Source organism: Rhodospirillales bacterium (assembly GCA_018666775.1).
In the GTDB taxonomy this organism is placed as follows: domain Bacteria; phylum Pseudomonadota; class Alphaproteobacteria; order SMXQ01; family SMXQ01; genus JABIXC01.
This window is the reverse complement of the sequence record JABIXC010000010.1, coordinates 1-26488: the sequence shown is the minus strand read 5'-3', so window position 1 is coordinate 26488 and position 26488 is coordinate 1. Positions and strand designations below refer to the sequence as shown.

The window sequence follows — 26488 nt, the reverse complement described above, 5'->3', positions numbered from 1 at the left end:
AACAGGAGAAAAACCATGGCGATTGAAATAGTTGATGTTGTCGGCTTGGCCCATGAGCGTAGAAAACGCAAAATAATCATGGATACCCGCAAAATGCATGCCTGGATGCACTATTATCCCAATCCCGGCGACAAAGATGACATGCATTGCCATCCCGGTGACCAGACGTTCATGTGTCTGGAAGGCGCCTGCACCATGTCCTTTCCCGATGGGGGTGCATCAACCCTGGGGCCCGGCATGGCCGCATTGATTGAAGGCGGTTCTTTCTATCAGCTGGAAAATACGGGCGATGGCCCCATGGTTCTGATGGGCACCCGCACGGGACCAAATAGCGCCAACACACATATTAATTATGACACCAAAAAAGATGTGCTGAACATCCGCGATACACGCGCTGTTGGTGAAAAAACCGATCGGCGCGACAGCCAAAACCTGAAATAATATTTAGCTGATCGGTTCTTTCCAGGCCCGATCCAAAGGTGTGGGGCGTTCTGGCACGGGGAAAATTGCCCGCTCCCGGCTGCCTTCCGCTGCGTTCATGGCCTGATCTGGGCCCAGCACCCCAAGAGCGCTATCCCATCGGTCAGCCGCATAGCGACATCCCGTAATGCCATCAGACGCGTTTGATGCCAACCACACCGAAATCGGCCCGATCACTGCCGGATCAAGGCCCCGGTTCTGTATCTTTCCCGTTCCAAATCGTGTATTGACCGCACCCCCCGGGCTCAATGAATTCACCGTGACCCCGGTATCGATCATGGCTTCGGCCCAGGCAATGGTTGCGGCATCAAGTGCCGCCTTGGAGGGGCCATATGGGGTGATGGATTTCTTGTGCATGGAATCGGCACGTTTTGAAATATTGATAACCCGCCCCCAACCCCCATCCAAAAGATGCCGGGTTACCGCATTGGCCATCAAGAATGGGCCAAGAACATTGGTCTCAATCACGTCCCTCAGCCCAGCCGGGTCAACATCAGAAATCGAAAGTGCCGTATTCCCACCATGGACATAGCGACCCGATTTTCCGGCATTGTTGACCAATATATGAAGCGCGCCGAAGGCCTTCAGGGTTTCATCCACCACACGCTGGCAATCCGCCGCATCTGCAACGTCAGCAATGATTGCCAACCCCTTGCCCCCGGCCTTTTCAATGTCAGCGATAACCGCGTTCAATTCGGCATTGATCCCATCGGCGTTTTCATCCGCCCCGGGTGCCGCCGTTATGGCAATGCCTGCAGCACCGGCCGCAGCATAGGCACAGGCCATTTCCCGGCCCAGCCCTCTGGAACCACCGGTGATAATGGCAACCTTTCCCGAAAGTGGTTTATCTGCCATGAACGGCCCCTTTTCCTTAAGTGCCGAGCTTAAGAGCCGAGCGTTTCTTTCATGAATTCTATACTGCGCTGCCATGCAGTTTTTGAATGTTCGCCATGATAGCGTTCTGCATTTTCATCATTGTGAAAACCGTGTTTGCCGCCATCATAAATAAAGATCTGATGATCAACGCCTGCGGCCTTTAATGCCGCTTCATATGCCGCCACCGAAGGGGTGATGTTTTCATCCAGTGACCCATAATTGAGCAACAGGCGCGCCTTGATCTTTGCGGCGTCTTCATCTTTGGGGGATCGCCCATAAAAAACGATGCCGGCATCAAGGTTTGGATCGTGAACAGCGATTTGGTTGGAAAGCCCACCCCCCCAGCAAAATCCGATGGTCCCAACCTTGCCATTGCTATCGCTTCGCGTGCGAATGCTATCAACTGCCGCCAGGCCATCACCGATGGTCTTTGCCATATCCAGAGACTTGGTCCGGGCCGGGCCATCGGCTTCCAGATCCGGGGTGCCGCCGGCCGGAGTCAGAAAATCCGGTGCCAAGGTGATAAATCCTTCAAGGGCGCCGCGACGGGCCACATCTTTGATATGCGGGGTCAGCCCCTTGTTTTCATGAATAATGACAAGGCCAGGTGCACTGTCAGCGCCCTTGGGGCGAGCCAGATACCCATTGATGTCACCAGATGCGCCTGCAAAAGAAACAGTTTCCGTTTCAATGCGGGCATCATTTTCATCCACTTGTGCTGCCATAATGGCCTCCCTTTGTTGTGATGGTATTGCTCTAAATTACCACTGGTTATCAGCTTGGGCTAGAGGATTGGCAATCAAATCTCCAAAGCGGCTGCCATGGTTTTAAGCCGCCGTCGGCCCCATACCCAAATACCAAGACACAGCGCCGCACTGGTTGCCATGGGCCAGTGCCACCCAAAATTTTCCGACAATATGCCCAGGATCAGTGCCCCGGTTGCGGGGCCTGCCCGAAAGATCATGCCATAGATGCTGATCACACGGCCGCGCAGGCTGCCATCAACCGCATTCTGGACCAAAGACTGGCTGGAGATGCCAGTGATGGTCATGGCGAAACTGCCAATGCCCAAAACCACCAGCGCCAACCAGAAAGTAGGTGCCAGCGCAAATGCCATTAACGCCACACCGGTTAACATGGTGTTGGCCACAGCCATTCGGGTCAGCCCCGAAACATGGCCCCGCTGGGCCACGCCAAAAGCAGCGATCATAGACCCAAACCCCATGACCGATGTCAGCCAAGCCAGGCCGACCGCGCCATTTTCAAACACCGCACCGGCAAACCCCGGCAACAAATCCCCAACGGGCCGCGCCAGCACTGCCGTGGCCAACAACATGCCCAATATGGGGCCGATGCCGGGATGACCAACGACGTAGCGGTAGCCCTCAATCAACTGTGCGCCTAAGGATTGCCGCTTTCTGGTAAATTCTTCGCGGAACGGCAACCGCAACCGGGACAGCGCCAGCAGAAACACCAAAAACGTGACCGAGTTGAACACAAAGGCGTGGCCGACGCCCCATTTGGTGATGATAACCCCGGCCAATGCCGGACCGATAAACCGGGCGGTATTGAAAAAGACAGAATTCAGCGCAATGGCCGTTGGCAAATCTTCGGGTGGAACCAAACTCGGCACCAGCGCTTGGCGGGCGGGATGGCTCCACGCATTCAAACATCCACGCAGGGCGGTTAATCCAACCAGCCCCCAAATTTCAATCATGCCCGTAAACGTCAACCCCGCGAGCGCCACGGCCTGACCCATCAAAATGGCCTGGGTAACGATGGATATTTTCAAACGGTCCGCTTTATCGGCATACGCCCCGCCCAAGGGGCTGAACAAAATAGATGGCGCCAGTTCCGCCATGGCAATAATGCCAAGCCAGGTGCCCGATTCCGTCAACTCCCAAGCCAGCCAGCCAATCGCCACCCGTTGTACCCAGTTGCCCAGAAGCGAAACCAGATCACCCACGGCAAATCGGCGGTAATTGGTATGGCGCAAGGCGCGGCCAATACCGCCTCCTTTTAATCGATCCAGCATTTAAATTTATTAGCCCTTTGCTCTAGGCGGCAACCCCCGCCTGGCGATGATTACTTACAGTCAACAAGCGTCGATTCTGTTTTCGGGCCGCGATAGGTCACCGCACAGGCCATGCCGACCTTCAATTTTCCACGAACCGTGCTCTTGCCAGCAATTTTAACGATGGTGCGTGATCCACTGATCTTGGATTTGGTTTTTTTACCACCCCCATAAGTGAAATGAATCTCGCGCCCGCCCCGGCGAATTTCGACCAATTTCACATCAATGGTAAAGGTCTTGGGCTTGCTGTTTTGCAGCTCGTTCAACATGGCAACAATTGTGGGCGGCTGTTTCAGGGTTTCACGAATGGTTTTCGCCACGGCCTCACCCACAGCCGGGCCGATCACGTAATGCAATTTTTTTGCAGCCGCCAAAAGCCCCGCATCCGTATAGGCCTTGCCATAGGCATCGCGCAATGCCGCCAACCGATCAGCACGAATGGCCGGTGGCCCTGCGGTTACCCGCATGATTTGGCCCTGGCTCGCGATCAATTTCATCACCGCCTTCTGTTCCGGTGTTTTGGCAATATCTGCGCCATAGGTCATTTCGCCATGACCGGTTTCACGGGTGCCGCCAACCTGAAGGATAAAGCGCCCCCGGCCCCGGCGAACAAAATCCCCCTGGCCGCTGATGGCACCCATTTTCCCGACCACTTCACCGCGCATCATCGCCAAATCATCATCGGTGCCGCTGTATCCCGACATCAGCTTGATCTTGAGATTGTAAACATTGGCCAGCAATCGCAATTCCGTATAGGCGGCACTGCCAACGCCCGATACCGCAAAGGGTACCGGTTTCTTCGCCTTTTGCAGATCATGGAAACTTTTAAACGGGGACTGGGCCGCCACCATGATGATGCGTTTGTCAGCTGCCGCCTTACCCACCCATGACATTTTGGCCAGATCAAACCGCGCCGCCTTGGACCCCACCAATTGGGAATATAAAACGCCCATGTTAAAGCTGCCGATGGTCTGGCCATTGGGCCGGGCGCTGTAAATTAAATTGGTGCCAATCAGATGCCCTGCACCCGGTCGGTTGATCACCACAAAGGTTGACCCCGGCAAATATTTTTCCATATAACGCGCCGTCAGCCGCGAATACCCGTCATAGCCCCCACCCGGTGAGGTGGCGACGACATAGGTAATGGTCTTGCCCTTAAAAATGTCTGATGCCTTTGCGGGTGCGGCAATCGTTCCAAGCCCCAAACAAAATGCAGTACTGACAAATGCTAACCTTACAACCCGGTTGATGCTGTTTCCCATTTTGGTCTCTCCATGCATTTTTATCGGTTGATGCGAAGCACCTTTATACGATGGTGCTGCGCAGAAAGCCCCCTAAAAGGAACTGTTTGGCTCCTCTAAGAATGCCAGTTCCGCAGTGCTTGATTGACGCCCAAGGGCCATGTTTCTGTGAGGAAAACGGCCAAATCGGTCAATGATCTCTTTATGGCGCTTTGCATATTCAAGGCTTTCGGCCTGACCCAATGCCGCGTAAAGGGCGCAACTTCGGGCCTGCACATCCGCCTTTTCACTGTGTTGAAAGGGCAGATACAGGCATTGGCGTTCCAGGTCGGTGAGCAACCGGTCAAGGCCACGATCAACGGCCCCCTCTGCCATCAACAGCGCCATCCCATCGGTGGCAAATGCCTTGGCAGAATCACGGAACATATTGCGCGGAAATTGATCAAGGACGATGATCGCCGCCAAAACAATGCGCGCCGTTGCCCCTTCCAGTTGGGGGGGAGACCGGGAGAATATTTCATACAACGGCCCAAAACGGCGGCGCACCAAAGCATCGGTTTCTTCGCTGCGTTGATACCAATCCTTTGGCGAAAGGTCTTTGAACCAAAAACCAAGCACATCATCAACCCAGTCCACATCTTTAGCTTCAGACCCCGTCATGGCCCACCAACCCTGCCTCGATTTAGTCTGGCATTAATCTGCTACAGACTGGCCGTTCGAACATCGACGACGGAAACGCCGCCGTCTTCGACCACCTTAACCGCACGCTTAAAGGCTTCGGCCAAATCGCCAGGTTCGCTAACCGGCCCTTCGACAACCGCACCGTAGCCTTCTGAGACCTTGGCGAGATCAACGTCAGGGTCACGGGTGGTGGTGCCGATATAGGCGTTCTCCGTTGCGCGACCGCGATGCTTGGCGACTTTAACCTGGAGTTCTTCGTCGTTGTACCAGGACGTATTATTGTTGATGACGATAAGGAGCGGCGTCTTGTAATGGACCGCGCTCCATACCGCACTGGAACCCATCATGAAATCACCATCACCGATGATGCCGACCGGGAAGCGCCCGTCATCGCGACACGCAAAGGCCGCACCGACCGACGCACCTGCCCCGTGTCCAAGACCGCCACCAGACGAATGCCCCGCATACTGCCCGGCACCCTCAAATTCCCATACCCCTTCGGGCCAGGAACGGTGATTGCGGAGCGTCAGGTACCAAGGCTTTTTGCGCACTGCGGCCCAAAGTTCGGCCACCATGCGGTCCGGTGAAATCGGGTTTTCATCCCAGCGTGCCTTAAGCTTCGCCTGCTGTTCCCGGGTTAGTGACGCCTTTTCCTTGGCAAGGGTTGCTGTGCGGGCCTTGAAGCGTGCCGCAAGGGCGCGATCAGACCGAATGCGTTTTTTGACCGCAGCGATGATCTGGGAGATGCCGGTCATGGGGTCGGCCATCAACTGTAGCGTCGTGTCGGCAATGGGGCCGCCGACACGATTCCAGCGTCGCGATGCGCCTTCGTTCATCGACAGGTCGATCACCTTTTGACGTTTGGCATCCTTGCGCTTGTAGTCATCGCGGTTATCGCCATAGCCGCCAACCGACCAGCGCACATCGGCACAATCCAACGCCAGCACCACATCGGCCTTGTCCAGCGCCTTGCGCGATCCGGTCAGGTTCTGGGGGTGCAGGGTCGGCATGGTAACAAAGGTGCGGTCTTCGCGATAGGCAGCACCCAGCAGTTCCACCAGTTCACGGATCTGCCCGGTGGATGTAGATACGTAGCCAACCCGCCCGCCAATAATCATCGGATAGCGTGCGCGCACCAATAAATCTACGATATCATCCAATGCATCGGCAGGGATGGCCGCGGGTACGGGGGGCTGGAACGCGGGTTGGTCGGTTTCGGGGATGATGACCGGTTTTTTCAGTTCCTGTTCCTGCAAACCGCTGTCAAAGGCGATATAGACCGGCCCCTTAGGTGCGGTATTGGCAATCTTGTAGCCGCGCGCGACGGAATCGAGCACACCATCTACCGTGGTCGCTTCGTCGTCCCATTTGACATAGGAACGGACCGCTTCGCCCTGGGTATTTGCGGAATGGGTATAATCCACAGGACCGCGCAATGCCGGGTCCGATGGGCCTGATCCGCCCAGGATCAGAACGGGCATGCCAGCACAGTACATGTTGAAAATTCCCATTGTTCCGTGCAACAGGCCAACCAGATTATGCAGGATACACAGCGCCGGGCGTTCAGCTGCGGTGGCGTAGCCTTGCCCCATCGCCGTGACGACGTCTTCATGGAGGCCGAGGATCGCCTTGGGCTGGACGTTGGCGTTGTAATTGACCAGTGAATCATGCAACCCGCTAAAGCTCGATCCGGGATTGAGGAAGGCATATTTAAAACCGTAATTGCGCAGCATATCGACGACGGCGTCGGAACCGTATTCAGCCCGGTTGTGCTTGCGCGTCTTGACCGGCACCTCGCATGCAGACTTGGCCACCTTACGCGCCCTGACATTAGATTTTTTTAAACTGGGATTTTTGGATTTGGCCTTGGGTGCACGCGACATAGATTTTCCTTTCCCTGTGATCCGCAAGAAATGATCACATTGATTTGACTGAACGATTTGAGAAACCGGTGGCAATGACGCCCCAACCGAGCAGGCCCGGCGGGGCGTCATGCCTTTGGGTTATTTTTTCTTTTTACCCTTGCCCCTGCGGCCACGCTTGCGGCGTTTGCCCTTTGGACCACTGCCGCTTTCCCAATACGGGCCCCAGATTTTCATCAGCGCAGGAAGGTCTTTCGACAGCTTGCTCGGGTCATGAAAGGCCATGGTCTTGCCCAGGGTTTCTTCCGGGAACGGCAAAAATTCTTTGATTTGCAGCGCCTTATGGATTGGGCGTCCCCCGGTATGACGATACTGGAACAGCTGACCTTCCATGCTCAGCAACCAATTGAGATATAATTTCCCAGCATTGGTGTTCGGCGCACCTTTCAGCAAGCCCACGGCCGATGCATTGATCATCACCGTATCAGGACAGTGAAAGGCCACCGGGGCGCCCTTCCGCTTTATCTGAGCAACCATGTAGGCCGCAACGGCGAGGGTTGATTTAAACTCACCCGCACCGGTCAGGCTGGTCAGCGATGTCATGCCTTCTTTGCGACGCTCTGCTTTGAGTTTGCCATAGATGTCGTGAATGAACTGGGTTGTCCATTTGGGGCCTTTTTCACCCCATAGCGGCAGCAACCACGATCCCACGCCATACCACAGGGCGGTCTTGCTGTTTTGCAACGCTTTAGAGGACTTCAGATCGTCCCAGGTTTTTGGCAATTCGCTCTTTTTCACCAAGTTGGTGTTGTAGACCAAACAGTAATACCGCAACCGGGCACCGATCCATTTTGTCGCACTTCCCCCGAATTTTTTGGGGATATTGTTGCGGTTGGGCATGTCTGACAGATCGGTCAGCGCATCCAATTCCCGGAACAGGTTCAGGCGGGTATTAATGCCCGTCACAATGTCGGTGAGATACCGGCCCTGGCGAAAGGCAGTCAGGGGTTTCAAAACCCGGGTGTTTCTGGACCCACGGGTATAGTTGACCTTGATGAAGGGATAGCGTGCACGGAAGGGTGCCGCCATGGGTTTGAAATCCGTGGGTCTGGCACTGCCACTGATCTTGAGCGCGCCTTCTTTTTTTGCACCGGCCAACCAAGCGGCGGGAACCTTGTGTTCGCCTTCCCAGCGCGACATCAGTTCCGGAGAAACCTTGTATTCCTTGGCAAGTTTTAACGCGACCGCCGGTGTTTCACTGGCAGCGTCTGTTGGTGCCCCAATCGCAAGCGCCATTGCGGCACCTGCCCCCATTAATATGAACCGCGCGGGTCCGAATTTGTTCGCTATACCCATCATGTTGTCTCCCAGTTTATGGTTATCTTTTGTGGCTATGATACGCTGTAATATGGATGCCCGCCAATAATAGCCGGGGCTCAGGCCCAAAATCAGGCATTGATGATGTCTGGCGGTTTCAAGGTGCCATCGGAAAAGTTTTTACCGGCATCAAGGCGAATATAATCTTCCATACCGTGTTCGCGAATAACCCCAAACGGGTCTTTGCCTTCTTCGACGGCCTTAATGGAATCGGTCAATAACCGGCGAAACATAACGATGCCTTCGTCCGATGTGCCCAAAAATTCGCGGCTGCGGTCGGCAATCACGCCCTGACTTTCCTGAGCGATGCGGTCTTGTTCATGGGATGGAATGCCCCACCAGCCATCATCAATCGGATCAAATTCCAGACGGTCGCTGCTGGCATGGCCACGGGTTTCAAGGCGGTACGGGCCTTTTTCGGCGATTTCTGCCTGAAGGAAAAAGGTGATGGTCAATTCATCATCCACGGGTACGCGCAAATTAAAATAATGCTTGGGCGCATTACCGACCCGGGCCGCAAGACGGCGGGTATGGGACGGAAAAACCTGTTGGGTGACATTCACAAGGCCGTCTGGGTAATCCATTTGGGTGCGATAGCCATAAAGCGTTTTTTCCCATGTGATCTTGGCCGGTTGAAGGGCGATCTGGGGGTAGCCCGGCGCATGGAGCGCCATCAGGTGATGGGGGTCATAGCCGTTCTCTGCCCGCTGCAACCAGTTGCAATGTTCTTCTTTTGAATACAGCACCCGGTGACAATCTTTGCGGAACAAAAGATCAAATTTAGGCAGCAGCGGCACCGGATCGGGACCAAGATAGGCAAACACCAATCCTGCGGTCTCAAAGGTTTCATAAGCCGTCTGGCGGACCTCATCTTTCAGGGGGGTATCGGCCGGTTCTGCGGGCATATCGATGCAACGGCCATCGGCGGCAAACTTCCAGCCATGATAACAGCACCGCAATCCGTCTTCTTCTACCCGGCCAAATTCCAATGATGCGCCCCGATGCGGACAGCGCTTGTCCAGAATGGCCACCTTGCCACTGGCGTCACGAAACAACACCAAATCTTCGCCCAGAAGCCTCACGGGCACGGGCTTGTCGGTCACCAGTTCCGAAAACCAGATAGGCCACCAGTAACGACGCAGCATTTCGCCCCCCGGCGTGCCGGGGCCAACACGGGACAGGCGTTCATTTTCCTGTGGCTTCATACGATTACGGCTCCCAGATTTATTCTAATTCCGACCGTTATGTTCGGTCGTTTTATAATTCAAGTGTTAAGCCTCAATGACTTCTCCGTCACGCACCTTATGGGCATCGAACGTCATCATATCATCTCTTGGCTCGCGCACAATTCCCGGCGGGTCTTCGCCCCGTTCCACGGAATCAATGGCGTCACCCAACATGCGGCGGAACATAATCACGCCACGATCCGAAGTGCCAAGTGTTTCACGGCTGCGATCCGCAATCAAGCCCTGGCTTTCCTGACAGGCCCGGTCTTGATCCCGGGACCCAAGGTCCCACCAACCATCAGCCGTCCGGTCATATTCCCCCCGCACCACGTCGCGATATCCAGCCGTAATCACCTGATCGCCCTTACCATGGGCTTCGCGCAGGCGGATAAAAAACGTCAGGGTGGTTTCATCATCAACCGGCACCCGCAAATTGCAGTTATGGCTGGCCTCATCGCCAATTCTGGCCCCGAAATAACGGCTATGGGAGGGAAAGATGAAATGCGACACCTTGGCCGCGCCATCGGGAATCTGGAATGCGGCCCGCACCCCGTAGTCGGTCTGCTGCCAATCGACATCCGGGCGCTTCAGGGCAAATTGGGGATAGACCGCTGCGTGCAGCGCGATTGAATGCATCTGGTCCACGGCATTTTCTGCTCGCTGCATCCAGTTGCAATATTCAAAACTGGCACCAATGCGGCGAATGCAATCGGTGCGATACAGGTTATCGTAACGCGGCAATTGGGGGGCTGGATCGGGGCCAAGATAGGCAAAGATCAACCCTGCCACCTCTTGTGTTTTATAGGCGCTCAATCGGGCCTCGGCCATCAGGGGACTGCCGGGCGATTCTGCTGGCATATCACAGCACCGTCCATCGGCGGAAAATTTCCAGCCATGATAACAGCACCGCAACCCGCCTTCTTCAATCCGGCCAAATTCCAATGATGCGCCACGGTGGGGGCAGTGTTTATCAATGAGGCCAAGGGTGCCGCCGGGTTCGCGGAAAAGAACCAAATCTTCGCCCAGAATGCGCACTGGAAACGGCTTGTCGGTCACCAATTCTGTGAACCCAATCGGCCACCAGTAACGGCGCATCATATTGCCCCCCGGTGTGCCCGGGCCGACCCGTGTCAGCCGTTCATTTTCTTCCGGGCTCATAGGCCCCCCAATTTGCAATTCTTCACCAGCCAGATGTCATAAAGTATTGCCCTTGGCCCCCGCTTCGTCAAGAAACGGATCGGCTGGCCGGGTCGTTCAAAGTCCCATCATCGGCCAATAAATGGCCGGTTTTGACGTATATCAGGCATCCATCGCTAGAGAATGGTGTGTGCTGGCTTTGATGGGGGCTGCGGATCCACGTGCCGGTTGGATAGGACCCAAATTCATCCTCAAAGGTTCCCTCAATAACAAATATTTCCTCACCGCCATAGTGGCTATGACGATTGAAAACAGTGCCCGGTTGCCAGCGCACCAGGGCCACGCTTTCAGTGCCAAATTGATGCAAGGGCAAAACGCTAAGCCCATCCACCAAGCCCGGCGCGAAAGCCATCGCACGGGTGTCCATCTTGACCGGGCTTAGGTCGTCATTCTGAAATTGCCACAGTTTCACAAATAGCGTGCAGCCCTTTTCGGTGAACGGCGCATGAGATGTGCCAACCGGGTTTCGGATATATGACCCGGGGCCGAAATCGCCGAATTGATCAGAGAATATGCCGTCTAGCACCATGAATTCTTCGCCGCCCCCGTGGGGATGCATGGGAAATTTGCTGCCCGGTTCAAACCGCACAATGGAGGTGGCGCGCGCCACTTCATCGCCGATCCTGTCCAGCATGATGCGGTCCACCCCGGCACTGGGCGAAGAAATCCAATCCGCATCGGCCGTGTTGATAACGGCGCGATCATTAAAATCTGCATTAATTTTTAAGGACTCTTTTGTCATGACGTGCCTCATCGGTTTTGGGTTCATTTTACCTGAGTTGGACTTTAAATTCATCCGACTTCACCACCGGCTTCAATTTCGGGCTTCAATTTCGGGTTCGGTAAACCGGGGGGTGATGTGTTGCGGGCAATTCCAGTCCACGGCCTCAATGCTCAGCACCACCCCACGTTCAACCCGGGCGCGATAGGTGGGCACCTCCAGGCGCGCCAAAAGTGCCGGGTCTTCATCGTGATGGACAATCTTTGCCCGCGCCCAGATTTTAAGACGCCGCCGGTTTGGATAATCCATCAATATCAAAGCCACACGATCATTGGCCGCCAGATTACCGGTACTGATATATTGGGTATTGCCGCGAAAATCGGCGTAGCCAACGGTGTTCCCATCCAGCACTTTCAAAAATCCGATGGGGCCACCGCGAAACTGCGCATAGGGCCACCCATCTTCGTTGACCGTGGCTTGATAAAAACCGTCCCGTGCTTCCACGAATGCGGCCTCAACCGCACCCAGCCAACTAGCTGGGGCATCCATCGTTTCAAATCCCTTGTTCCTGTCCCGGCTGCCATACCGCGTCTGGGCTGCTTTGACAGAGGGCGTAAATGTGATGTCAGCGAATGTAGTGGCCATGACAAATTCCTTGTAAAAATTTGGGGGAATATCGGCGAACTTTAAGCCGCCTGTTTCTGTAACGAGACCTTGGGAAAGTCGATATCCACCTGTGAGGCCTTGCCAATCAGGTTGGTCAAGATGTTCATCCCCACATGGGTGATGATCTCGACGATTTCGTCATTGCCGTATCCGGCGTTTCGAACCGCATCCAATTCGGCCTGGGTGACATCACCCAGATTTTCATTCAGTGCTTTCGCGAATGCGACGGCAGCGGCGGCTTTTGCATCTTGGGATGATCCCGCCCGATTGGCTTCCATCTCTTCATCTGCCAGCCCGGCCTTACGACCAATGGCGGTATGGGCGGAAAGGCAGTATTCGCAAGAATTTTCCTGGGCAACAACCAGCGCGATGCGGTCGCGGGTTTGGGGGTCTAGCCGACCGGTTTCGGCAATGGTGTGAAGGCCGAGGAAAGCTTTCAAGGCATCCGGCGAATGCGCCAGAATGCCCAGAAAGTTAGGGACCATGCCGAGTTTGCTCGAGATGACCTCAAGCAGCGCTTTTTGCTCTCCGTCGGCATTTTCCTGGGTAACGATGCTGATACGGCTCATGATTATTCTCCTTTTTGGGTTTGTGTGCCCGTTTGCGTTCTGCATTCGGTGAATAAAGAGATAATCTGTTTCACAAATCATTAGAATGGCCATAATATTGAAATAACTATTCAATATAACGGAATAATAAGAATGGATCGTTTTCACGCCGTTCAGGTATTTGTAAAGGTGGCCGATTGCGGGGGCTTTGCCGCGGCTGCCAGGGATTTATCCATATCACCCCCCGCCGTCACCCGCGCCGTCGCTTTGTTGGAAGACCGGCTGGGGACCCGTTTGTTCGTTCGCACCACCCGTTCGGTCCGCCTGACTGAAAGTGGCGAACGGTTTCTGGCCGATGGCAGGCGGATTTTACTTGAGCTGGAAGAGGCCGAGGAAGCAGCGGTAGGCATCCATGCAGCACCGCGCGGCGAATTACGGATCACGGCGCCGGTTTTGTTTGGCCGAATATACGTGACCCCGATCCTGGGGGATTATCTGGATTGCTATCCAATGGTAAACATCCAGACTCTTTTTGTTGATCGGGTGGTCAGCCTGATGGATGAAGGGTTGGAAATCGCCATTCGAATTGGCGAATTGCCTGATTCTTCCCTCACCGCCATTCGGGTTGGATTGGTTCGAAGGGTCATGTTTGCATCACCCGAATACATAAAAACGAATGGACTGCCAAAGCGCCCCGAAGATATTGCCAATCACCAGCTGATCAAGTCTACGTCTGTGGAGACTTCTCAAGAATGGGCATTTCAGGAAAACGGAGTGCCGCTATCGGTTCGGGCTGAACCCCGGCTTCGCATGAACACCAATGACGCGGTGATTGAATTGGCGCTTCGGGGATGGGGGATATCACGGTTGATGTCATACCAAGTCGCCCCCTATCTGGCCGATGGCCGGTTAAGGGCAATTTTAGAACCGTTTGAAATGCCCCCGATGCAGGTCCACGTCATCCATCAGGAAGGCCGAATGGTTTCGGCCAAGGTCCGGTCCTTTGTGGATTTTATGGTCGAACGCCTCCGGGCCAATGCGGCCCTGAATGAATGATTGTTGCCGCCTGATCAATCAGGCTTTTAAACCTGTGGCAAAAGGGCCACCCGCCCGATGACACGGCGCTCCCGAACTGCTTCCATCGCCGATGCAAAATCAGCCAAGGGATAGCTTTCATGGATCATCGGCGCGATCTTGCCTTCCTGCCACCAATCCACCAATTGCGCCCATAAGGCTTGCGCACGCGGCGCATAAAATTCGCGGTTATCCTGTGGTGACCAGCCGATATACAGGCCCCAGTTCAACCCCGCGACTGCGATGTTTTTCAACATGATGATGTTGGCCGCCGCCTTGGGGATTTCCCCGCTGACATAACCGATGGACACCAGCGTGCCGCCCTCTGCCAAACAGCGAAGGCTTTCATCAAAAATGGCCCCGCCCATGGGGTCCAGCACGGCCTGCGCCCCGCCATCGGTTAACCGCAACACGTCTTCACGAAAGGTGGGCGCGGCACTATCAAGGACAACGTCTGCACCCCGGGATTTGAGATGTTCATGTTTGTCCACGCCTGCGCGCGCAATAACATGGGCACCTATGGCCTTGGCAATTTCCACCGCTGCCAGGCCAACCCCGCCCCCTGCCCCGTGGATGAGAATCCAGTCGCCTTTTTGAAGCTTCGCGCGCCACATCAGGGCGCTGCCTGCCGTGGAATAGCTGATCGGCAGGGCAACAGAGGCCGCCAAATCCAAATCATCTGGCAAGACGGTTGCGTGTATTGCATCGACAACGGCCTGTTCAGCGGACCCGCCCCAATCGATGGGGGCAAACACCCGCATGCCCGGTTTCAACCCGGTAACGTCGTCGGCGACCTCAATCACGGTGCCGGCAATATCGGTGCCGGGGGAAAACGGAAACGGGGGCTTGCGCTGGTATTTACCGGCCACAACGATCTGGGTTGAATAACTGACCCCTGCGGCTTCGACCCGAACCCGAACCGCGCCCGGGCGCATTTCCGGTTCCGGAACATCCTTTACCGTCAAATCCTTGTAGTCACACCAGTGATCGCAAATAAGTGCCCGCATAAACCCTCCAAAAAATTTGTGGTTCTTAGACCATCACCTTTAACCTTTACGCCAAACGGTCGCAAGCCACGGCTGTTGATCGCGCGGGCGGCCTGCGGGGCGGAAATAATGCTGCACCTCTATGAAGCCCGCCCCCGTGACAAAATCGCGCCATGTTTCAAGATCGAAGAAACAGCCATACCGTCCATTGTGCATGCCTTCATCATTATCGCCGCGCGGGTTTGAACAAAACAAAACCCCCCGGGGTTTCAGGGATGCAAAAAGTTCCAGCAACACGTTCGGCAATGCTTTGCTCGGCACGTGAAACAGGGACGCGTTTGCGAACACGCCATCAAAATGCCTTTCCGGCAATGCCATGGACAGAAAGTCTTGATGTAATACCTCACACCCGGAATGGGCGCGTGCCATTGCGACAAATTCCTTTGATCCATCCAGACCCGTTACATCGTGGCCCATAGACCGAAAATGGTGAAGGTCGCGCCCCGGGCCACACCCCAAATCCAAAATGGCGTGAGGGGACGTGCCCTCTATCGCATCCAGCAGCGCGTTATAATTTTGGCTCACGTCATGATCGCGGGTGCCGGTCCAAAAGGATGCGGCGGACCGATCATAATGCGCAATGGTCACCTCTGATGGATGGGGCGTCTTATTTGAATCCTGCATACGCCGCACCTTCCCGGAATGTCTTGGTGATTGAAAATTTGATTATCAGGCAAAATACAGGGAATTTTGCATGTTGGGGCCAAAATCTGTGACAATAACCCCATGATTTCAATCTAACGCCAATGATCGGAGCACATCACCGCATGACAAACACCCATAAAATAGCGGTCATCGCCGGGGATGGCATCGGCAAGGAAGTGATGCCCGAAGGAATGGCCGCCATGGACGCGGCGGGCAAGCGCTTTGGCTTCGCCCTTGATTGGCAAGCATTCCCATGGAGCTGCGAAACTTATGCGGCCACCGGTCAAATGATGCCCGATGACGGGATTGAAACCCTGAAACCGTTTGATGCCATTTATCTGGGTGCCGTTGGCTTTCCGGGCGTGCCCGATCACATTTCGCTTTGGGGATTGTTGATCCCGATCCGCCGCCACATGCAGCAATACATCAACATCCGCCCCGTGCGCTTGTTGGATGGCATCACATCGCCACTGGCCGGGCGCGGAAAAGAAGACATCGATTTTATTGTCGTGCGCGAAAACAACGAAGGCGAATATTCAGAAATTGGCGGGCGGCTTTATGCCGGGACCGAACAGGAAACCGTGGTTCAGGAAAGCATCTTTACCCGCACCGGCGTGGATCGGGTGTTGCGCTACGCCTTTGAAATTGCCAAAACCCGGGCGGCCAAACATGTCACCTCGGCCACCAAATCCAATGGCATCATTCACACCATGCCGTTTTGGGATGAACGGTTTCGCATCATTTCTGATGAATACCCGGGCATCAAGACCTACCAATACCATATCGATATTCTGACCGCGCATTTTGTGCTCCATCCCGACTGGTTCGACGTGGTTGTTGGCTCTAACCTTTTTGGCGACATCCTTTCAGACCTGGGCCCGGCCATTGCGGGGTCCATCGGCATTGCACCTTCGGCCAACATCAATCCGGAACGCGATTTCCCATCCATGTTTGAACCCGTCCATGGTTCTGCCCCCGACATTGCCGGGCAGGGCATTGCCAATCCCATCGGCCAGATTTGGTCGGGCGCCATGATGCTGGAACATTTAGGCGAAGACGATGCCGCCAACACCATTGTTGCCGCGATTGAAACCGTGCTGGCCGATCCCGCAGCGTTAACGCCAGATTTGGGCGGCAAGGCCAACACCAAAGATCTCGGCCGCGCCATCTGTGATGCGATTTCTGGTTAGATTATTTCAGCTATGACGCTTTGTTTTTGCGGGCATCTGCCATGCGGCACGTCAGCAAGAATGCCTGGCGCATTCCTTCGGGATCAGCGACGCCCTTGCTGACAATATCAAAGGCCGTGCCGCTGGCGGGGGTGGCAATGGCCACCGGCAAGCCGCCCGATACCGTCACACCCTTGTTGAACCCCATGAGCTTCATGGCGATCTGGCCTTGATCGTGATACATGGTCACGACCGCATCAAACGCACCGTCGCGGGCCTTTACAAAGATGGTATCGGCCGGATACGGCCCGTCTGCATCAATGCCTGCGGCCTTAATTTTTGCCACCGCTGGCGCGATGATGTCGATTTCTTCACGCCCGAACATGCCGCCATCCCCGCCATGGGGGTTGAGCGCACAAACCCCGATGCGGGGTGACGCAATTCCGGCACTTTGCAGGGTTGTGTTGGCAAGCCCCGCCATTTCAATAATGCGTTCTTCGGTGACGCGCGACGCGGCCTCTGCCACCGGGATATGGGACGATACGCGCACGGTCCACAAATCGCCCAGCACGTTATGTTCACAGAACGGGCCATCAAAGCCTAATTCGTGGGCAAACAAAATATGTTCATCGGCAAAGGGGGACCCGCCCAATTTTAACGCCTTTTTATTCATGGGCGCAAAACAGAACCCGTCAATCACATCGTCGCGGGCCAGTGCCAATGCCTGTTTGATCGCCAGATAAACCGACCGACCGCCTTCGGGCGTCGCCGTGCCCGGTGTGACGGTATCGGGCGCCATGCTGTCTTGATGCAGCAGTTCAATGCCACCATCAAACGCAGCGTCCGTAATGCTATCAATTTTATGATAGGGCAGCGATAGCCCGGCAACCGCGATCCCCATGTCGAGCACGCGGTGGTCTCCGATCACCAGAATATCGGCGCGCGCACGCATTGTTTCATCGGCTAATACTTTGGCCGCCAACTCTGGGCCGATCCCGTTGGGGTCGCCTAAAAGAATGCCGATGCGCAGTTTCACGGTGTCGCTCATGGTGTCACTATAGAACCATCAGGGTTTTGATCAATCTCGGCGCGATATGGCTTAATCCCGGAACGCGGGCACGCGCCGGATGGTCAGGGCAACGACGATGCAACACACAATCAAGAACCCGCCGCAGACGTAAAAGCTGTTTTTAATGCCGACGATATCGGCGACAAACCCCATGACAAACGGCACCAACACCGCAGACAAACGATTAGACGTGGTGCGCAGGCCAATAGAGGTGCTTTGCACGCTGGAATCCACGGCCCGGGCCAACACCCCAAAGATCACCGGCTGGGTCAGGCCCTGGGCAAACCCCCGCCCTGCGGTGGCCAAGGCCAACAGCAAAAATGTGCCGCCCAAAAGCGGCGTGATGGACACAAACGCCAGCGACATAATGACAAACCCGATCAAAACCCAATGGGGCCGGATATACTTTTCCCACCACCCAGCGATCAGGGCACCAAAAATACCCGCACCTTCAGACAGGCCAACCAACACCCCAATCAGGGTGCCGAAGAACCCGATTTCCTTCAGATAGACGATATAAAAAGAGGTCTGAATGCCGGTCGATGAATTGCGCAACGCCGTCATGGCGACCACAAAGGCCACCGCCGGGATGGCGATCAGGGAAAAAGCGCCTGCATAGTCTTTCCATTTAGGCATCAAATCCCAGAGCTTGATTTTGACCGGTTCTGGGGCGGGGGCTGATACGGTTGCGGGTTCAGTTGTGGTCGGCACCATCCGCAAAACGACCAGCACCAAAAGCGCACACCCGCCCACAAAGGAGAACGCGCCAAAGGGACCCGCCAGATCCCACATCGCACCAATGACCACCGGGCCCAACAAGGTGCCGGTGCGCGCGGCAACAGAAAACCGGGCGATCAGGGTCGTCTTGCCCTTGGTATAGCCAATGATCAAAGACTGCGCCCCGACCCAAACCATCGAAGAAGACAGGCCTGTAAACAGCTGCAATCCCAGCACCGCGCCAAAAAATGGAAAGAACGGATACAGCGGACACACAATGGCGGTGATCAGCGCATAAGCAATGGTCACCCGGCGCACCCCCAACCGATCCATCAACACGCCGCCATGGATGGACAGCAGGAACGGCATCAACGACGACAAGCCAATGGCAATCCCGATCTGGCTCGCCGAAAATTGCAGCTCTATGGCCCAAAGCGGAATAAGGACCTTCAGCATCATAGCCACCCCATTGCCCGCAAACCCTACGCCATACGTGGCGTAAATGGCGCTTGCCGGGGGCTCAGGCGCTGGCTGGGCCGGCGGCTGATCGGTCACGCTGGGCGCATCAGCCACAGGCATCTCTCCATAGAATTTTTTGCATCAACCCTCAACAGGATCAATGACGGCGAAAACAAGCTAATCCAGAGGGCACCGCCTGCAAAGCAGAAGTTACGAAGTGGGGTGAGGTTTTATGGGGGTGTGGTGACGCTCAAGTGCGCGGGCAGATCGGGGCGGTGGCAATAGATGATTTTGAGATACTGGCGGACCGGGTCGGATGAAAAGATAAAACACGAGAATTACAGTGGCTAAATAAATATTGGGGCCCGCCGCCTCACCTGCCTATTTTTTGGAGCCCGTGGGGAAGATCATGGGGACCCGGGATTGGTAGTCGGTGTAGGCGTCGCCGAGTTCTGCGACGAGGTCGCGTTCTTCTAATAATGAAAGCGAGAGCAGGATGTAGGCAGTGGTGACGGCGGCAAAGAGCAGGTGGCCCATGGTCATGACCGGGGTCGCCCAAAAGGCGATAATGAAGCCCAGCATGATGGGATGGCGGACCACCTTGTACAGGCCCAATACCATGAATTTGGGGGGGGATGATTCGCGGCCCTTAAAATTATCGTAAACCTGTGTGAGGCCGAACAGATCAAAGTGGTTGATCATGAAGGTCGACACCAGAACGACCAGCCAGCCAATGCCGAAGATCGTCCACAGCGCGATCACGCCGATCTGGTTTTCCACCGACCAGACGATGTCGCCCATGGGCTGCCACTTCCAGAAAATAAGGGCCAAAATCAGGCTGGTCAGCAGGACGAAGGTGCTGCGTTCTACGGCCTTTGATATGATCCGGGTCCACCATGCCTTAAAGCCGGGGCGCGCCATGATGCTGTGTTGGACGGCGAAAATAGACAACAACGCGACATTAAGGACGATGGCATCAAAGATGTTTCCCGAAACCCCGCTATCGATGGCTTTCGGCACGACTTGGTTGCCAACGAACCCGATAGAATAAAGAAAGGTTGCAAAAAAAAGTAAATAACTGATGGCCCCATAGACCAGTGCGATCGTGCGTCCCATATTTGCGTCCCCCTATTAAAAATCAAATGCCCCTGCTTCTCGTTCCCCCATGACCAAACGCGATCATCTGGGTGACGGACAGGTTGCGCATGATGATAACGATCAACGCGGGGAGGACAATGGAAAGTGCGCGGGATGGATGGAATAATTCGGGCCGCCCAACGCAGACGAGACAGGGCTTAGTGTGCCGGGGCCGGGGGCGCCGCACAGCGATTTTTTGGGTTTTGGCAATATTTGTGCGCCCTGATAATTTTCTCTTTTCTTTTCAGATAGACAAAATCAACCAGCCCCATGCGAACCAATGTATCCATATTTGGTTTCCAGATGGGCTTTGAAGACATTTCACCGATGGCCCATCGGGCAATGCCATATTTCCGGAACAGACCCAGATAAAGGCTGGCGGCATTGGTTTCCGCTTTGGTGAGGGGGGACGCATCAGCATACGACCTGCCGACCTGATGAAAGGCGATGTTCGTTGCTTCTGCCACAATGCCCTTTGGCGATGCCGCAAGCACCAGCACGCAAACCGATTGGCACCGGTCTTCGGCCAGAACCGCAATTTTATATTTAGAGATGACCGCCGCCAGCTTGGCCGCAGGAAATACCAAGCCGCCATGGCTTGAAATCCGCAGCACCTTGATCGCTGGATCACGAAGGGCCACCACCACCAAAGCAGCGGATTGATCATTGATCGCGCCAACCAGCACAAGGTCCGTCTTGTTATCCCGATACACTTTGAAATGATCGAGCGCCGGATTAAAGCGTGCCTGCAAAATCTGGATGTGTTGCTTCGCCGTGAGGGCGACATACCCCACCCCGCCAAGGGCCACCACGGTGGCAACCAAGATTGCGATATGGGGGACAAAAGAACGTGCCGCACGGGTGGCGGATCGATAAATTCCAACCCATTGCCAGATGCCAACCACCAACGCCAAGCCTTTCAAAATAAGGCTGGTGATGATGATTTCGCTATGGGGCAAGAGGGTCGAAACCCTGGCCCAGATTTCACCTGCCAATAGGCACAGCGCCAAAACCGCAACCCCATTGACCCAAAAAGCCCGGATAAGGGGGATTTTCCCCGCCCAATGATCTTTGAAATAAGCCATCCCCTAAGGGGTTAACCATAAATTAATCATGATTACGAGTTTTTTGAAAATATTGTATAATGGGGTGCTCGTAAAAATACGATGAGGAAGCCGGGGGATGACCAAAGCAATCGCCATGTCAGTGGCGCTGCACCTTGTTTTAGGCCTTTTTACCTTTGAAGCTGTTTCAGGGGATGCGGCTTTGGGTCTGGTTTCCGGAATCATCGCATTCATTTTATTTCTGACGATGCTGTTCGGTGCGTTTTGGTTGTTGATCACCTCCGCCATGACCATTGCTGCCGTCGCGGGTGCGCTGATTGTGGTTGTATCCATGGGTGCGTTGATGAGTGGCATGTTCGATGCCAACGCAAAAATAACCGCCATGAAAGATCCTGTGAAGGTGGAGATGCTGACCATCAAGAATCTGTCGAAAGATGTTCAGGACACCATTGCAAGGGCTGAAATTGCGATGGCCGCACTTCAAAAACAAACTGGCGCAAGCGAGATTACTAAAAGCAACGTTACAAAACTGTCAAAAAGCGCTGCCGTCACCAAAACCAAACTGCGGCCCTGGCTCAGCCTGAAGAGCAAGACAGAAAACGAACAGCCCGGACATCAATCAAACGCCAATGCGACATCATCGGTGCAATTGGCCCGCGGCAATGAAATGCGCAAGGCAGTCACAAAACAATTACGCGATCAAGCAAGTGCCAAGCTTTTGGATGCAAATGCTGAGCACCTGGAATCGCGTCCGGAGAAAATTTCAAAAATCTTCGGCCAAATCGGAAAGTCCGTTCGCCGCCTTGAGACCTTGCGCATGGCAATGTTAAAGCAGAAACCCACAACAGAAACAAAAGCCAAAACAAAAGCCAAAACGAAAGAGCAGCGCAGCATTTCTCGCAACATCGAACAATTGGCAAAAGAAGGGTACCCCCATGCCCAGTTTTCGTTGGCCGAGCATTATCTGACCAAGGACCACAAGAAAGCCGAAATTGCGACGGATGCCGCATTGGCAAAGCAATATCTCAACCATGCCGCATTGGCAGGCCACAGCCCGTCTCAGATGGTGCTGGCCATGTTGGCGGCCCAAGATACCCCGGACCCTGATCTTGCCAAGGCACATGCCTGGCTGGGCGCTGCGGAAAAGCACGGCATCAAAGCTGCCCATACGGCCCGCGATCAACTGGCAAAGTTGATGGCGCCCCAAGACAAGATCAAAGCGCGCAGACAACAATTGGAGCTTGAAAAAATCATCTCCATGTTGGCGACACATTCGCCTGCCGTCCAAAAGGGGTTGAGCAAGAAACTTCAGGTGGCAGCAAAAGTGGGAGATGTTGAACAAATCCATCTTCTTTTGGCCCAGGACGCCGATCCTGATACCGGGGATAAAGACGGCCGGACCCCGCTGATCGAAGCGGCATGGCGGGGATATAACGGCATCGTTTCAACCCTGTTGCATGCCGGTGCCCAGGTCGATCGCCTTGATGCCAATGGCAGGGGCGCATTGGCATGGGCCGCCATCAATGGTCATGGCAATATCATCCCAACCCTGATCAAGGCCGGGGCGCACGTCAACATACGTGATGGGGATGGCTTTACCCCCCTCATGCGGGCAGCCTGGAATGGGCATATGGGTGCCGCAAAGGCGCTTTTACAGGCCGGGGCCGATCAAACCCCAAAGAACCGTTTTGGCAAGACCGCCAGTGATTACGCCCGACAAGAAGGCCATCACGATATCTTGCGTCTTTTCAACCAGAATTGACCCCCCCCAAAAATCACCAAAAACAGGTCCGGTACTGTCTATTTAATGGCGTAAAACCGGGCATTCTGCACCCCCTGCCTGCATCCCATGCAAGAAGACAACGTGGCCTGCAGGGCGACAAACGGGTTGCAAAAAAGGGCGGGAAAGGCTATTAGATACCTAAGCAAATGATGAGGAGATGCCCCAATGGATGATGTAAGAATTTTTGAAAGAACCCCTAATGTCGCCACGGACAAGGAAAAATTGTTCTCGCTGCGCGATACGCCAATGTTGGAGCAGGGAACCTCGTACGAGCCACTGGCCACAGCAGAGAACCTTTGGGTGAACCTCAAGGTTTACGCCAGCGGCGGCGAAAATGCGCTCCATTCTCACGGCGGTGAAGATCATTCCTTTATCATCTTGCAGGGCAAGGCGACCTTCACCTTTGGCGATGGCCGCACCCAGGAAGTTGGCAAATACGAAGGCGTGATGTTGCCAAAGGACGCCCAGTACAAATTCGTGGCAGATGAAGCGGAAAATCTTGTGATGTTGCGAGTCGGGGGCGGTGTGCGCACCGAAACCGGCCTTGATGATCTGACATCATTTGGTACGCCGAAAGACGTTATCGCCAAAACATCATTTGCCAATGGCGAGGTCAAAGTTGGCAGCGCCAAGAAGAACGGCGAATCCTCCAAGAAGCGTACTATTGCTGAAGGAAAGTTTTTCCCCGCCGATTAGGGCAGATATCAAGAGTCAGAAACGCGGCGGCCATTCGCCATCGCGCCTTTAAGTTTGGCCGCGCAGCAACGCCGGCCGATAATCAAACAATTATTATGGGAGTGAAAAATGGCAGAATTACCCGTGGATGCCACCAAGTTTGCAGGCATGTCGGAAGAGCAAGCAAAGACCTTTCCGCGCCGGACCCTTGTCGGCGATCCGTTGAGTGACGCACAATTGGCCACAATGCCAAAAATGATTTCCACCGATTCTCATGTTATGGAGCCGGATGAACTTTGGCAGGAATTGCCGAAACGTCTGAGCGAAAAACTGCCGAATGTGCCCTTCCGCAACTCGCCTCCGGGCGCGCTGGACGCGAACCTTCGTCTGGAAGACCAGAACAACGACGGCGTTGCCGCAGAAATTCTGTTCCCCAATTATGGCATGGCGCTTTATGGGATCGATGATGTTGAACTCCAGGAAGAAGGGTTCAAGCTCTATAATGATTGGCTGACCGATTGGTGCGCCCCAGATCCCAAGCGCCTTGTCGGCACGCCCTTGATCTCGGTTTACGACCCAAAGGCCGCCGTGAAGGAATTGCACCGATCCATTGATAAGGGCCTGCGGGGTGCCGTGATTTGGCAGGTGCCCGATCCCCAGCTTCCCTTCTCCAATACCGAGCATTACGACCCGATCTTCGCCGCTTGCGCCGAAGCAGACCAGCCGGTGATCTGCCATATTCTGACCGGACATGGCTATATGAAGACAGGGCACAAGCGGAACGTCGAAGGGATCAAGGATTCCACGAATACGAAAACCCATGATTCGGCCAATACCCTGTTTGACATGATCTTCTATGGCTACTTCGAGCGCCACCCAAAGCTCAAGCTCTTGCTTGCCGAGAGCGAGATTGGTTGGATTCCGTTCCTTCTCCAACAATGGGATTACTATTTCGCGCGTCACCGCGATTCCTACCCGATCCCCATCAACCGCAAGCCCAGCGAGATCTTCGCAGAGCACGTTTACGGCACCTTCCTCGAAGACTTCGTCGGAACCCGTTCGTTATCATGGTGGGGAGAGAAGAATTGCATGTGGTCAAACGACTACCCGCATTTCAACATGACCTTCCCCCATTCACGCCAGGTCGTTGAGCGTCAATTGAAGGATTTATCCGGTGATCAACGCCGCCGCTACACATGGGACAATGCCATGGATCTCTTCAAGCTGGACCTGACGGAAGAAGATCGCGTCCACTAGCATACCGTCACCAAAACGACAGATGCATCAAGCCCCCGCTGCCCTGCAGCGGGGGCTTTTGCTTGGACTCTACCAGCCTTCCTCGCCCGTCATCGCCGTGCGGAAACGGCGCGATATATAGGTGCCATCGCGCGATATGTCGAGCCTAGGCCCGGTCACGGTCTTCACCTTGACCACGGCAAAATAGGGGCCGGGGCGATCATGAATATCGGCCATGGCGGCATCAATGCCGGCGGTGTCGGTGATCAGCGCAGTGCTGGTAAAGCCCGATGCTTTCGCAATGGCGACCAGATCGACGCCAGCCGCCGTATGGGTAAGTTGGTTTCCGGTCGCGCCATAGGCCTGGTTATCAAGCACCACGATGGCCAGGTTTTTAGGCTTTTCAACGCCGATGGTGAGTAAGCTGCCGATGCCGGCCAGCAATTCCCCATCACCCGTAATCACCAGCACGCGGCGTTTGGGCTGGGCCAGCGCCACGCCGAACGCGACCATGGATGCGCCACCCATGATGCCGCCCAGATACATATTGCGCGCATCATCGCCACACGATGCCACGTCATGCACGGCGTTGCCGATGCCGGTGACCACCGCCGCATCGCCCCGCTGGCTTAAAATACGTTTCACCACATCGCGGCGCTTCAGTGTGATTTTCGCTGCTTTTGTCTTTCGCATCGCCATCAGCCCCGCCCCCCGCTCTTGGTAATTCGCTGGGATATAATCACCGCGACGGCGCGATTGCCGTCATAAGCCATCCGAGCCGCCGCCTCAACAGTCTCGGCGATTTCATCGGCGCGATCGACCGGTTGGACGATAACATTGGCGGCCTCAAGCGCTGCACGGGTCGACTGGCCCATTGGAATTTGCCATGGGTAGGCCTCACCCCACTGGCCGCGCATCGACACAATGGCGAGCAACGGAATGCGGCATTCCTGGATCATTGAAAACATGTTGATGCAGTTGCCAACACCGCCCGATTGGGTTAGGAACACGCCGCGCTGGCCGCCGAGCCAGGCACCGGCCATTTGTGCGATGCCCTCTTCCTCTGTGGTCAGCACCACTGAGCGCATTTTTTTATCGCCATTGCAAAGATCAATCAGCTTCGCCAAACCGCCATCGGGCACATAGGCCACCTGGCGCACATCCGCTTTTTTCAGAACGCTGTGCACGTCATGTGACCAATGCCGCGTCTTTGCTTTCGTCTTCACCATGGTTATTCGTCCCTCATCCCTCATCAAGCCACCAAGTGTGCGGCGCCAGTCCAATACAATTTTTTAGGCGAAACCGGGCCTCATGGCTAGCCCGTTAGAACAACGTCTGTCCGTCGTCATATAAAATGGAACATCTGGCGGCCTGATCTAAGAGAGGGTCTGGCCCATCTGGTTGATCATATTAAGCGGCGTATTTGCGGTATTGCAAGCGCCGGGTTTCCATGGTTTTCCGTTTG

At 55.0% G+C, this 26488-nt stretch carries 26 protein-coding genes; 6 read left to right on the top strand and 20 right to left on the bottom strand.

The window, feature by feature from the left end; all coding sequences use genetic code 11:
* The first annotated feature begins 15 nt into the window (after positions 1–15).
* Complete coding sequence (locus tag HOJ08_05270) at positions 16–441, top strand: cupin domain-containing protein (GenBank protein MBT5672843.1); 426 nt, start codon at positions 16–18, stop codon at positions 439–441.
* Positions 442–444: 3 nt separating this feature from the next.
* Here the strand turns inward: HOJ08_05270 and HOJ08_05265 are convergent, their stop codons facing one another.
* The 12 genes from HOJ08_05265 to HOJ08_05210 all read right to left on the bottom strand — a co-directional run bounded on the left by HOJ08_05265 (position 445) and on the right by HOJ08_05210 (position 12970).
* Positions 445–1335: an SDR family oxidoreductase gene (locus tag HOJ08_05265; GenBank protein MBT5672842.1), complete on the bottom strand. Its 891-nt coding sequence runs from the start codon at positions 1333–1335 to the stop codon at positions 445–447.
* 29 nt (positions 1336–1364) lie between these two features.
* Positions 1365–2081 (bottom strand): dienelactone hydrolase family protein, encoded by a 717-nt coding sequence (locus HOJ08_05260; protein MBT5672841.1) that lies wholly within the window; start codon positions 2079–2081, stop codon positions 1365–1367.
* Between the two features lie 74 nt (positions 2082–2155).
* On the bottom strand, positions 2156–3391 hold the full coding sequence (locus HOJ08_05255) for an MFS transporter (GenBank protein MBT5672840.1): 1236 nt from the start codon (positions 3389–3391) through the stop codon (positions 2156–2158).
* A 50-nt stretch (positions 3392–3441) separates the two neighbouring features.
* On the bottom strand, positions 3442–4692 hold the full coding sequence (locus HOJ08_05250; protein ID MBT5672839.1) for a hypothetical protein: 1251 nt from the start codon (positions 4690–4692) through the stop codon (positions 3442–3444).
* 72 nt (positions 4693–4764) lie between these two features.
* Entirely contained in the window at positions 4765–5331 is a 567-nt protein-coding gene (locus HOJ08_05245) for a DUF924 domain-containing protein (GenBank protein ID MBT5672838.1), read from the bottom strand.
* Between the two features lie 41 nt (positions 5332–5372).
* A complete protein-coding gene (locus tag HOJ08_05240; GenBank protein MBT5672837.1) occupies positions 5373–7235 on the bottom strand; it encodes a hypothetical protein in 1863 nt (620 codons plus the stop codon).
* 120 nt (positions 7236–7355) lie between these two features.
* Positions 7356–8510: an extracellular solute-binding protein gene (locus HOJ08_05235; protein ID MBT5672836.1), complete on the bottom strand. Its 1155-nt coding sequence runs from the start codon at positions 8508–8510 to the stop codon at positions 7356–7358.
* 152 nt (positions 8511–8662) lie between these two features.
* A complete protein-coding gene (locus HOJ08_05230; protein ID MBT5672835.1) occupies positions 8663–9796 on the bottom strand; it encodes a Rieske 2Fe-2S domain-containing protein in 1134 nt (377 codons plus the stop codon).
* Between the two features lie 66 nt (positions 9797–9862).
* Positions 9863–10975, bottom strand: a complete 1113-nt coding sequence (locus tag HOJ08_05225; protein ID MBT5672834.1) for a Rieske 2Fe-2S domain-containing protein — start codon at positions 10973–10975, stop codon at positions 9863–9865.
* Positions 10976–11042: 67 nt separating this feature from the next.
* Positions 11043–11756, bottom strand: coding sequence for a cupin (locus HOJ08_05220; protein MBT5672833.1), 714 nt, complete (start codon positions 11754–11756; stop codon positions 11043–11045).
* A 72-nt stretch (positions 11757–11828) separates the two neighbouring features.
* Positions 11829–12380 (bottom strand): pyridoxamine 5'-phosphate oxidase, encoded by a 552-nt coding sequence (locus HOJ08_05215; GenBank protein MBT5672832.1) that lies wholly within the window; start codon positions 12378–12380, stop codon positions 11829–11831.
* 41 nt (positions 12381–12421) lie between these two features.
* Positions 12422–12970 (bottom strand): carboxymuconolactone decarboxylase family protein, encoded by a 549-nt coding sequence (locus tag HOJ08_05210; GenBank protein ID MBT5672831.1) that lies wholly within the window; start codon positions 12968–12970, stop codon positions 12422–12424.
* A gap of 132 nt (positions 12971–13102) precedes the next feature.
* Between HOJ08_05210 and HOJ08_05205 the strand changes: the two genes are divergently transcribed.
* Positions 13103–14005, top strand: a complete 903-nt coding sequence (locus tag HOJ08_05205) for a LysR family transcriptional regulator (protein MBT5672830.1) — start codon at positions 13103–13105, stop codon at positions 14003–14005.
* 26 nt (positions 14006–14031) lie between these two features.
* On the opposite strand, the gene HOJ08_05200 is transcribed toward HOJ08_05205, so the two are convergent.
* Together HOJ08_05200 and HOJ08_05195 are read right to left on the bottom strand one after the other, a co-directional pair.
* The gene (locus HOJ08_05200) at positions 14032–15030 is read right to left on the bottom strand and encodes an NADPH:quinone oxidoreductase family protein (GenBank protein MBT5672829.1); all 999 of its coding nucleotides are present in this window, start codon (positions 15028–15030) and stop codon (positions 14032–14034) included.
* Between the two features lie 39 nt (positions 15031–15069).
* Entirely contained in the window at positions 15070–15693 is a 624-nt protein-coding gene (locus HOJ08_05195; GenBank protein MBT5672828.1) for a class I SAM-dependent methyltransferase, read from the bottom strand.
* 143 nt (positions 15694–15836) lie between these two features.
* Here HOJ08_05195 and HOJ08_05190 point away from each other — a divergent pair, with 143 nt between their 5' ends.
* Positions 15837–16904: a tartrate dehydrogenase gene (locus HOJ08_05190; protein ID MBT5672827.1), complete on the top strand. Its 1068-nt coding sequence runs from the start codon at positions 15837–15839 to the stop codon at positions 16902–16904.
* A 10-nt stretch (positions 16905–16914) separates the two neighbouring features.
* Here HOJ08_05190 and HOJ08_05185 read toward each other — a convergent pair whose 3' ends face one another.
* The 4 genes from HOJ08_05185 to HOJ08_05170 form a co-directional block, all read right to left on the bottom strand.
* Positions 16915–17931: a 4-hydroxythreonine-4-phosphate dehydrogenase PdxA gene (locus HOJ08_05185; protein ID MBT5672826.1), complete on the bottom strand. Its 1017-nt coding sequence runs from the start codon at positions 17929–17931 to the stop codon at positions 16915–16917.
* Positions 17932–17982: 51 nt separating this feature from the next.
* Positions 17983–19242: an MFS transporter gene (locus HOJ08_05180; GenBank protein ID MBT5672825.1), complete on the bottom strand. Its 1260-nt coding sequence runs from the start codon at positions 19240–19242 to the stop codon at positions 17983–17985.
* Between the two features lie 267 nt (positions 19243–19509).
* On the bottom strand, positions 19510–20244 hold the full coding sequence (locus HOJ08_05175; GenBank protein MBT5672824.1) for an isoprenylcysteine carboxylmethyltransferase family protein: 735 nt from the start codon (positions 20242–20244) through the stop codon (positions 19510–19512).
* Between the two features lie 179 nt (positions 20245–20423).
* Positions 20424–21350, bottom strand: a complete 927-nt coding sequence (locus HOJ08_05170; protein MBT5672823.1) for a hypothetical protein — start codon at positions 21348–21350, stop codon at positions 20424–20426.
* A 97-nt stretch (positions 21351–21447) separates the two neighbouring features.
* On the opposite strand from HOJ08_05170, the gene HOJ08_05165 reads away from it, so the two are divergent.
* From HOJ08_05165 to HOJ08_05155, 3 genes are all read left to right on the top strand, one after another.
* Positions 21448–23091 carry a hypothetical protein gene (locus HOJ08_05165; protein ID MBT5672822.1) on the top strand — a complete coding sequence of 548 codons (1644 nt, stop codon included), beginning with the start codon at positions 21448–21450 and terminating at the stop codon, positions 23089–23091.
* Between the two features lie 186 nt (positions 23092–23277).
* Complete coding sequence (locus HOJ08_05160) at positions 23278–23808, top strand: cupin domain-containing protein (protein MBT5672821.1); 531 nt, start codon at positions 23278–23280, stop codon at positions 23806–23808.
* Positions 23809–23916: 108 nt separating this feature from the next.
* Positions 23917–25044 carry an amidohydrolase gene (locus tag HOJ08_05155; protein MBT5672820.1) on the top strand — a complete coding sequence of 376 codons (1128 nt, stop codon included), beginning with the start codon at positions 23917–23919 and terminating at the stop codon, positions 25042–25044.
* Between the two features lie 69 nt (positions 25045–25113).
* Here HOJ08_05155 and HOJ08_05150 read toward each other — a convergent pair whose 3' ends face one another.
* Positions 25114–25716, bottom strand: a complete 603-nt coding sequence (locus tag HOJ08_05150) for an aldehyde dehydrogenase (protein ID MBT5672819.1) — start codon at positions 25714–25716, stop codon at positions 25114–25116.
* 5 nt (positions 25717–25721) lie between these two features.
* A complete protein-coding gene (locus HOJ08_05145) occupies positions 25722–26276 on the bottom strand; it encodes a phosphonopyruvate decarboxylase (protein ID MBT5672818.1) in 555 nt (184 codons plus the stop codon).
* Positions 26277–26488 lie beyond the last annotated feature (212 nt).

Excerpts from the sequence above, each read along its gene's own strand:
- HOJ08_05200 (MBT5672829.1), bottom strand. The coding sequence starts at position 15,030 with ATGCGGGCACTTATTTGCGATCACTGGTGTGACTACAAGGATTTGACG.
- HOJ08_05215 (MBT5672832.1), bottom strand. The coding sequence starts at position 12,380 with ATGGCCACTACATTCGCTGACATCACATTTACGCCCTCTGTCAAAGCA.
- HOJ08_05150 (MBT5672819.1), bottom strand. The coding sequence starts at position 25,716 with ATGCGAAAGACAAAAGCAGCGAAAATCACACTGAAGCGCCGCGATGTG.
- HOJ08_05270 (MBT5672843.1), top strand. The coding sequence starts at position 16 with ATGGCGATTGAAATAGTTGATGTTGTCGGCTTGGCCCATGAGCGTAGA.
- HOJ08_05235 (MBT5672836.1), bottom strand. The coding sequence starts at position 8,510 with ATGGCGCTTGCGATTGGGGCACCAACAGACGCTGCCAGTGAAACACCG.
- HOJ08_05175 (MBT5672824.1), bottom strand. The coding sequence starts at position 20,244 with ATGGGACGCACGATCGCACTGGTCTATGGGGCCATCAGTTATTTACTT.
- HOJ08_05205 (MBT5672830.1), top strand. The coding sequence starts at position 13,103 with ATGGATCGTTTTCACGCCGTTCAGGTATTTGTAAAGGTGGCCGATTGC.
- HOJ08_05240 (MBT5672837.1), bottom strand. The coding sequence starts at position 7,235 with ATGTCGCGTGCACCCAAGGCCAAATCCAAAAATCCCAGTTTAAAAAAA.
- HOJ08_05230 (MBT5672835.1), bottom strand. The coding sequence starts at position 9,796 with ATGAAGCCACAGGAAAATGAACGCCTGTCCCGTGTTGGCCCCGGCACG.
- HOJ08_05160 (MBT5672821.1), top strand. The coding sequence starts at position 23,278 with ATGGATGATGTAAGAATTTTTGAAAGAACCCCTAATGTCGCCACGGAC.
- HOJ08_05170 (MBT5672823.1), bottom strand. The coding sequence starts at position 21,350 with ATGGCTTATTTCAAAGATCATTGGGCGGGGAAAATCCCCCTTATCCGG.
- HOJ08_05185 (MBT5672826.1), bottom strand. The coding sequence starts at position 17,931 with ATGAGCGACACCGTGAAACTGCGCATCGGCATTCTTTTAGGCGACCCC.
- HOJ08_05255 (MBT5672840.1), bottom strand. The coding sequence starts at position 3,391 with ATGCTGGATCGATTAAAAGGAGGCGGTATTGGCCGCGCCTTGCGCCAT.
- HOJ08_05265 (MBT5672842.1), bottom strand. The coding sequence starts at position 1,335 with ATGGCAGATAAACCACTTTCGGGAAAGGTTGCCATTATCACCGGTGGT.
- HOJ08_05145 (MBT5672818.1), bottom strand. The coding sequence starts at position 26,276 with ATGAGGGATGAGGGACGAATAACCATGGTGAAGACGAAAGCAAAGACG.
- HOJ08_05225 (MBT5672834.1), bottom strand. The coding sequence starts at position 10,975 with ATGAGCCCGGAAGAAAATGAACGGCTGACACGGGTCGGCCCGGGCACA.
- HOJ08_05195 (MBT5672828.1), bottom strand. The coding sequence starts at position 15,693 with ATGCAGGATTCAAATAAGACGCCCCATCCATCAGAGGTGACCATTGCG.
- HOJ08_05155 (MBT5672820.1), top strand. The coding sequence starts at position 23,917 with ATGGCAGAATTACCCGTGGATGCCACCAAGTTTGCAGGCATGTCGGAA.
- HOJ08_05220 (MBT5672833.1), bottom strand. The coding sequence starts at position 11,756 with ATGACAAAAGAGTCCTTAAAAATTAATGCAGATTTTAATGATCGCGCC.
- HOJ08_05190 (MBT5672827.1), top strand. The coding sequence starts at position 15,837 with ATGACAAACACCCATAAAATAGCGGTCATCGCCGGGGATGGCATCGGC.
- HOJ08_05210 (MBT5672831.1), bottom strand. The coding sequence starts at position 12,970 with ATGAGCCGTATCAGCATCGTTACCCAGGAAAATGCCGACGGAGAGCAA.
- HOJ08_05250 (MBT5672839.1), bottom strand. The coding sequence starts at position 4,692 with ATGGGAAACAGCATCAACCGGGTTGTAAGGTTAGCATTTGTCAGTACT.
- HOJ08_05260 (MBT5672841.1), bottom strand. The coding sequence starts at position 2,081 with ATGGCAGCACAAGTGGATGAAAATGATGCCCGCATTGAAACGGAAACT.
- HOJ08_05165 (MBT5672822.1), top strand. The coding sequence starts at position 21,448 with ATGACCAAAGCAATCGCCATGTCAGTGGCGCTGCACCTTGTTTTAGGC.
- HOJ08_05245 (MBT5672838.1), bottom strand. The coding sequence starts at position 5,331 with ATGACGGGGTCTGAAGCTAAAGATGTGGACTGGGTTGATGATGTGCTT.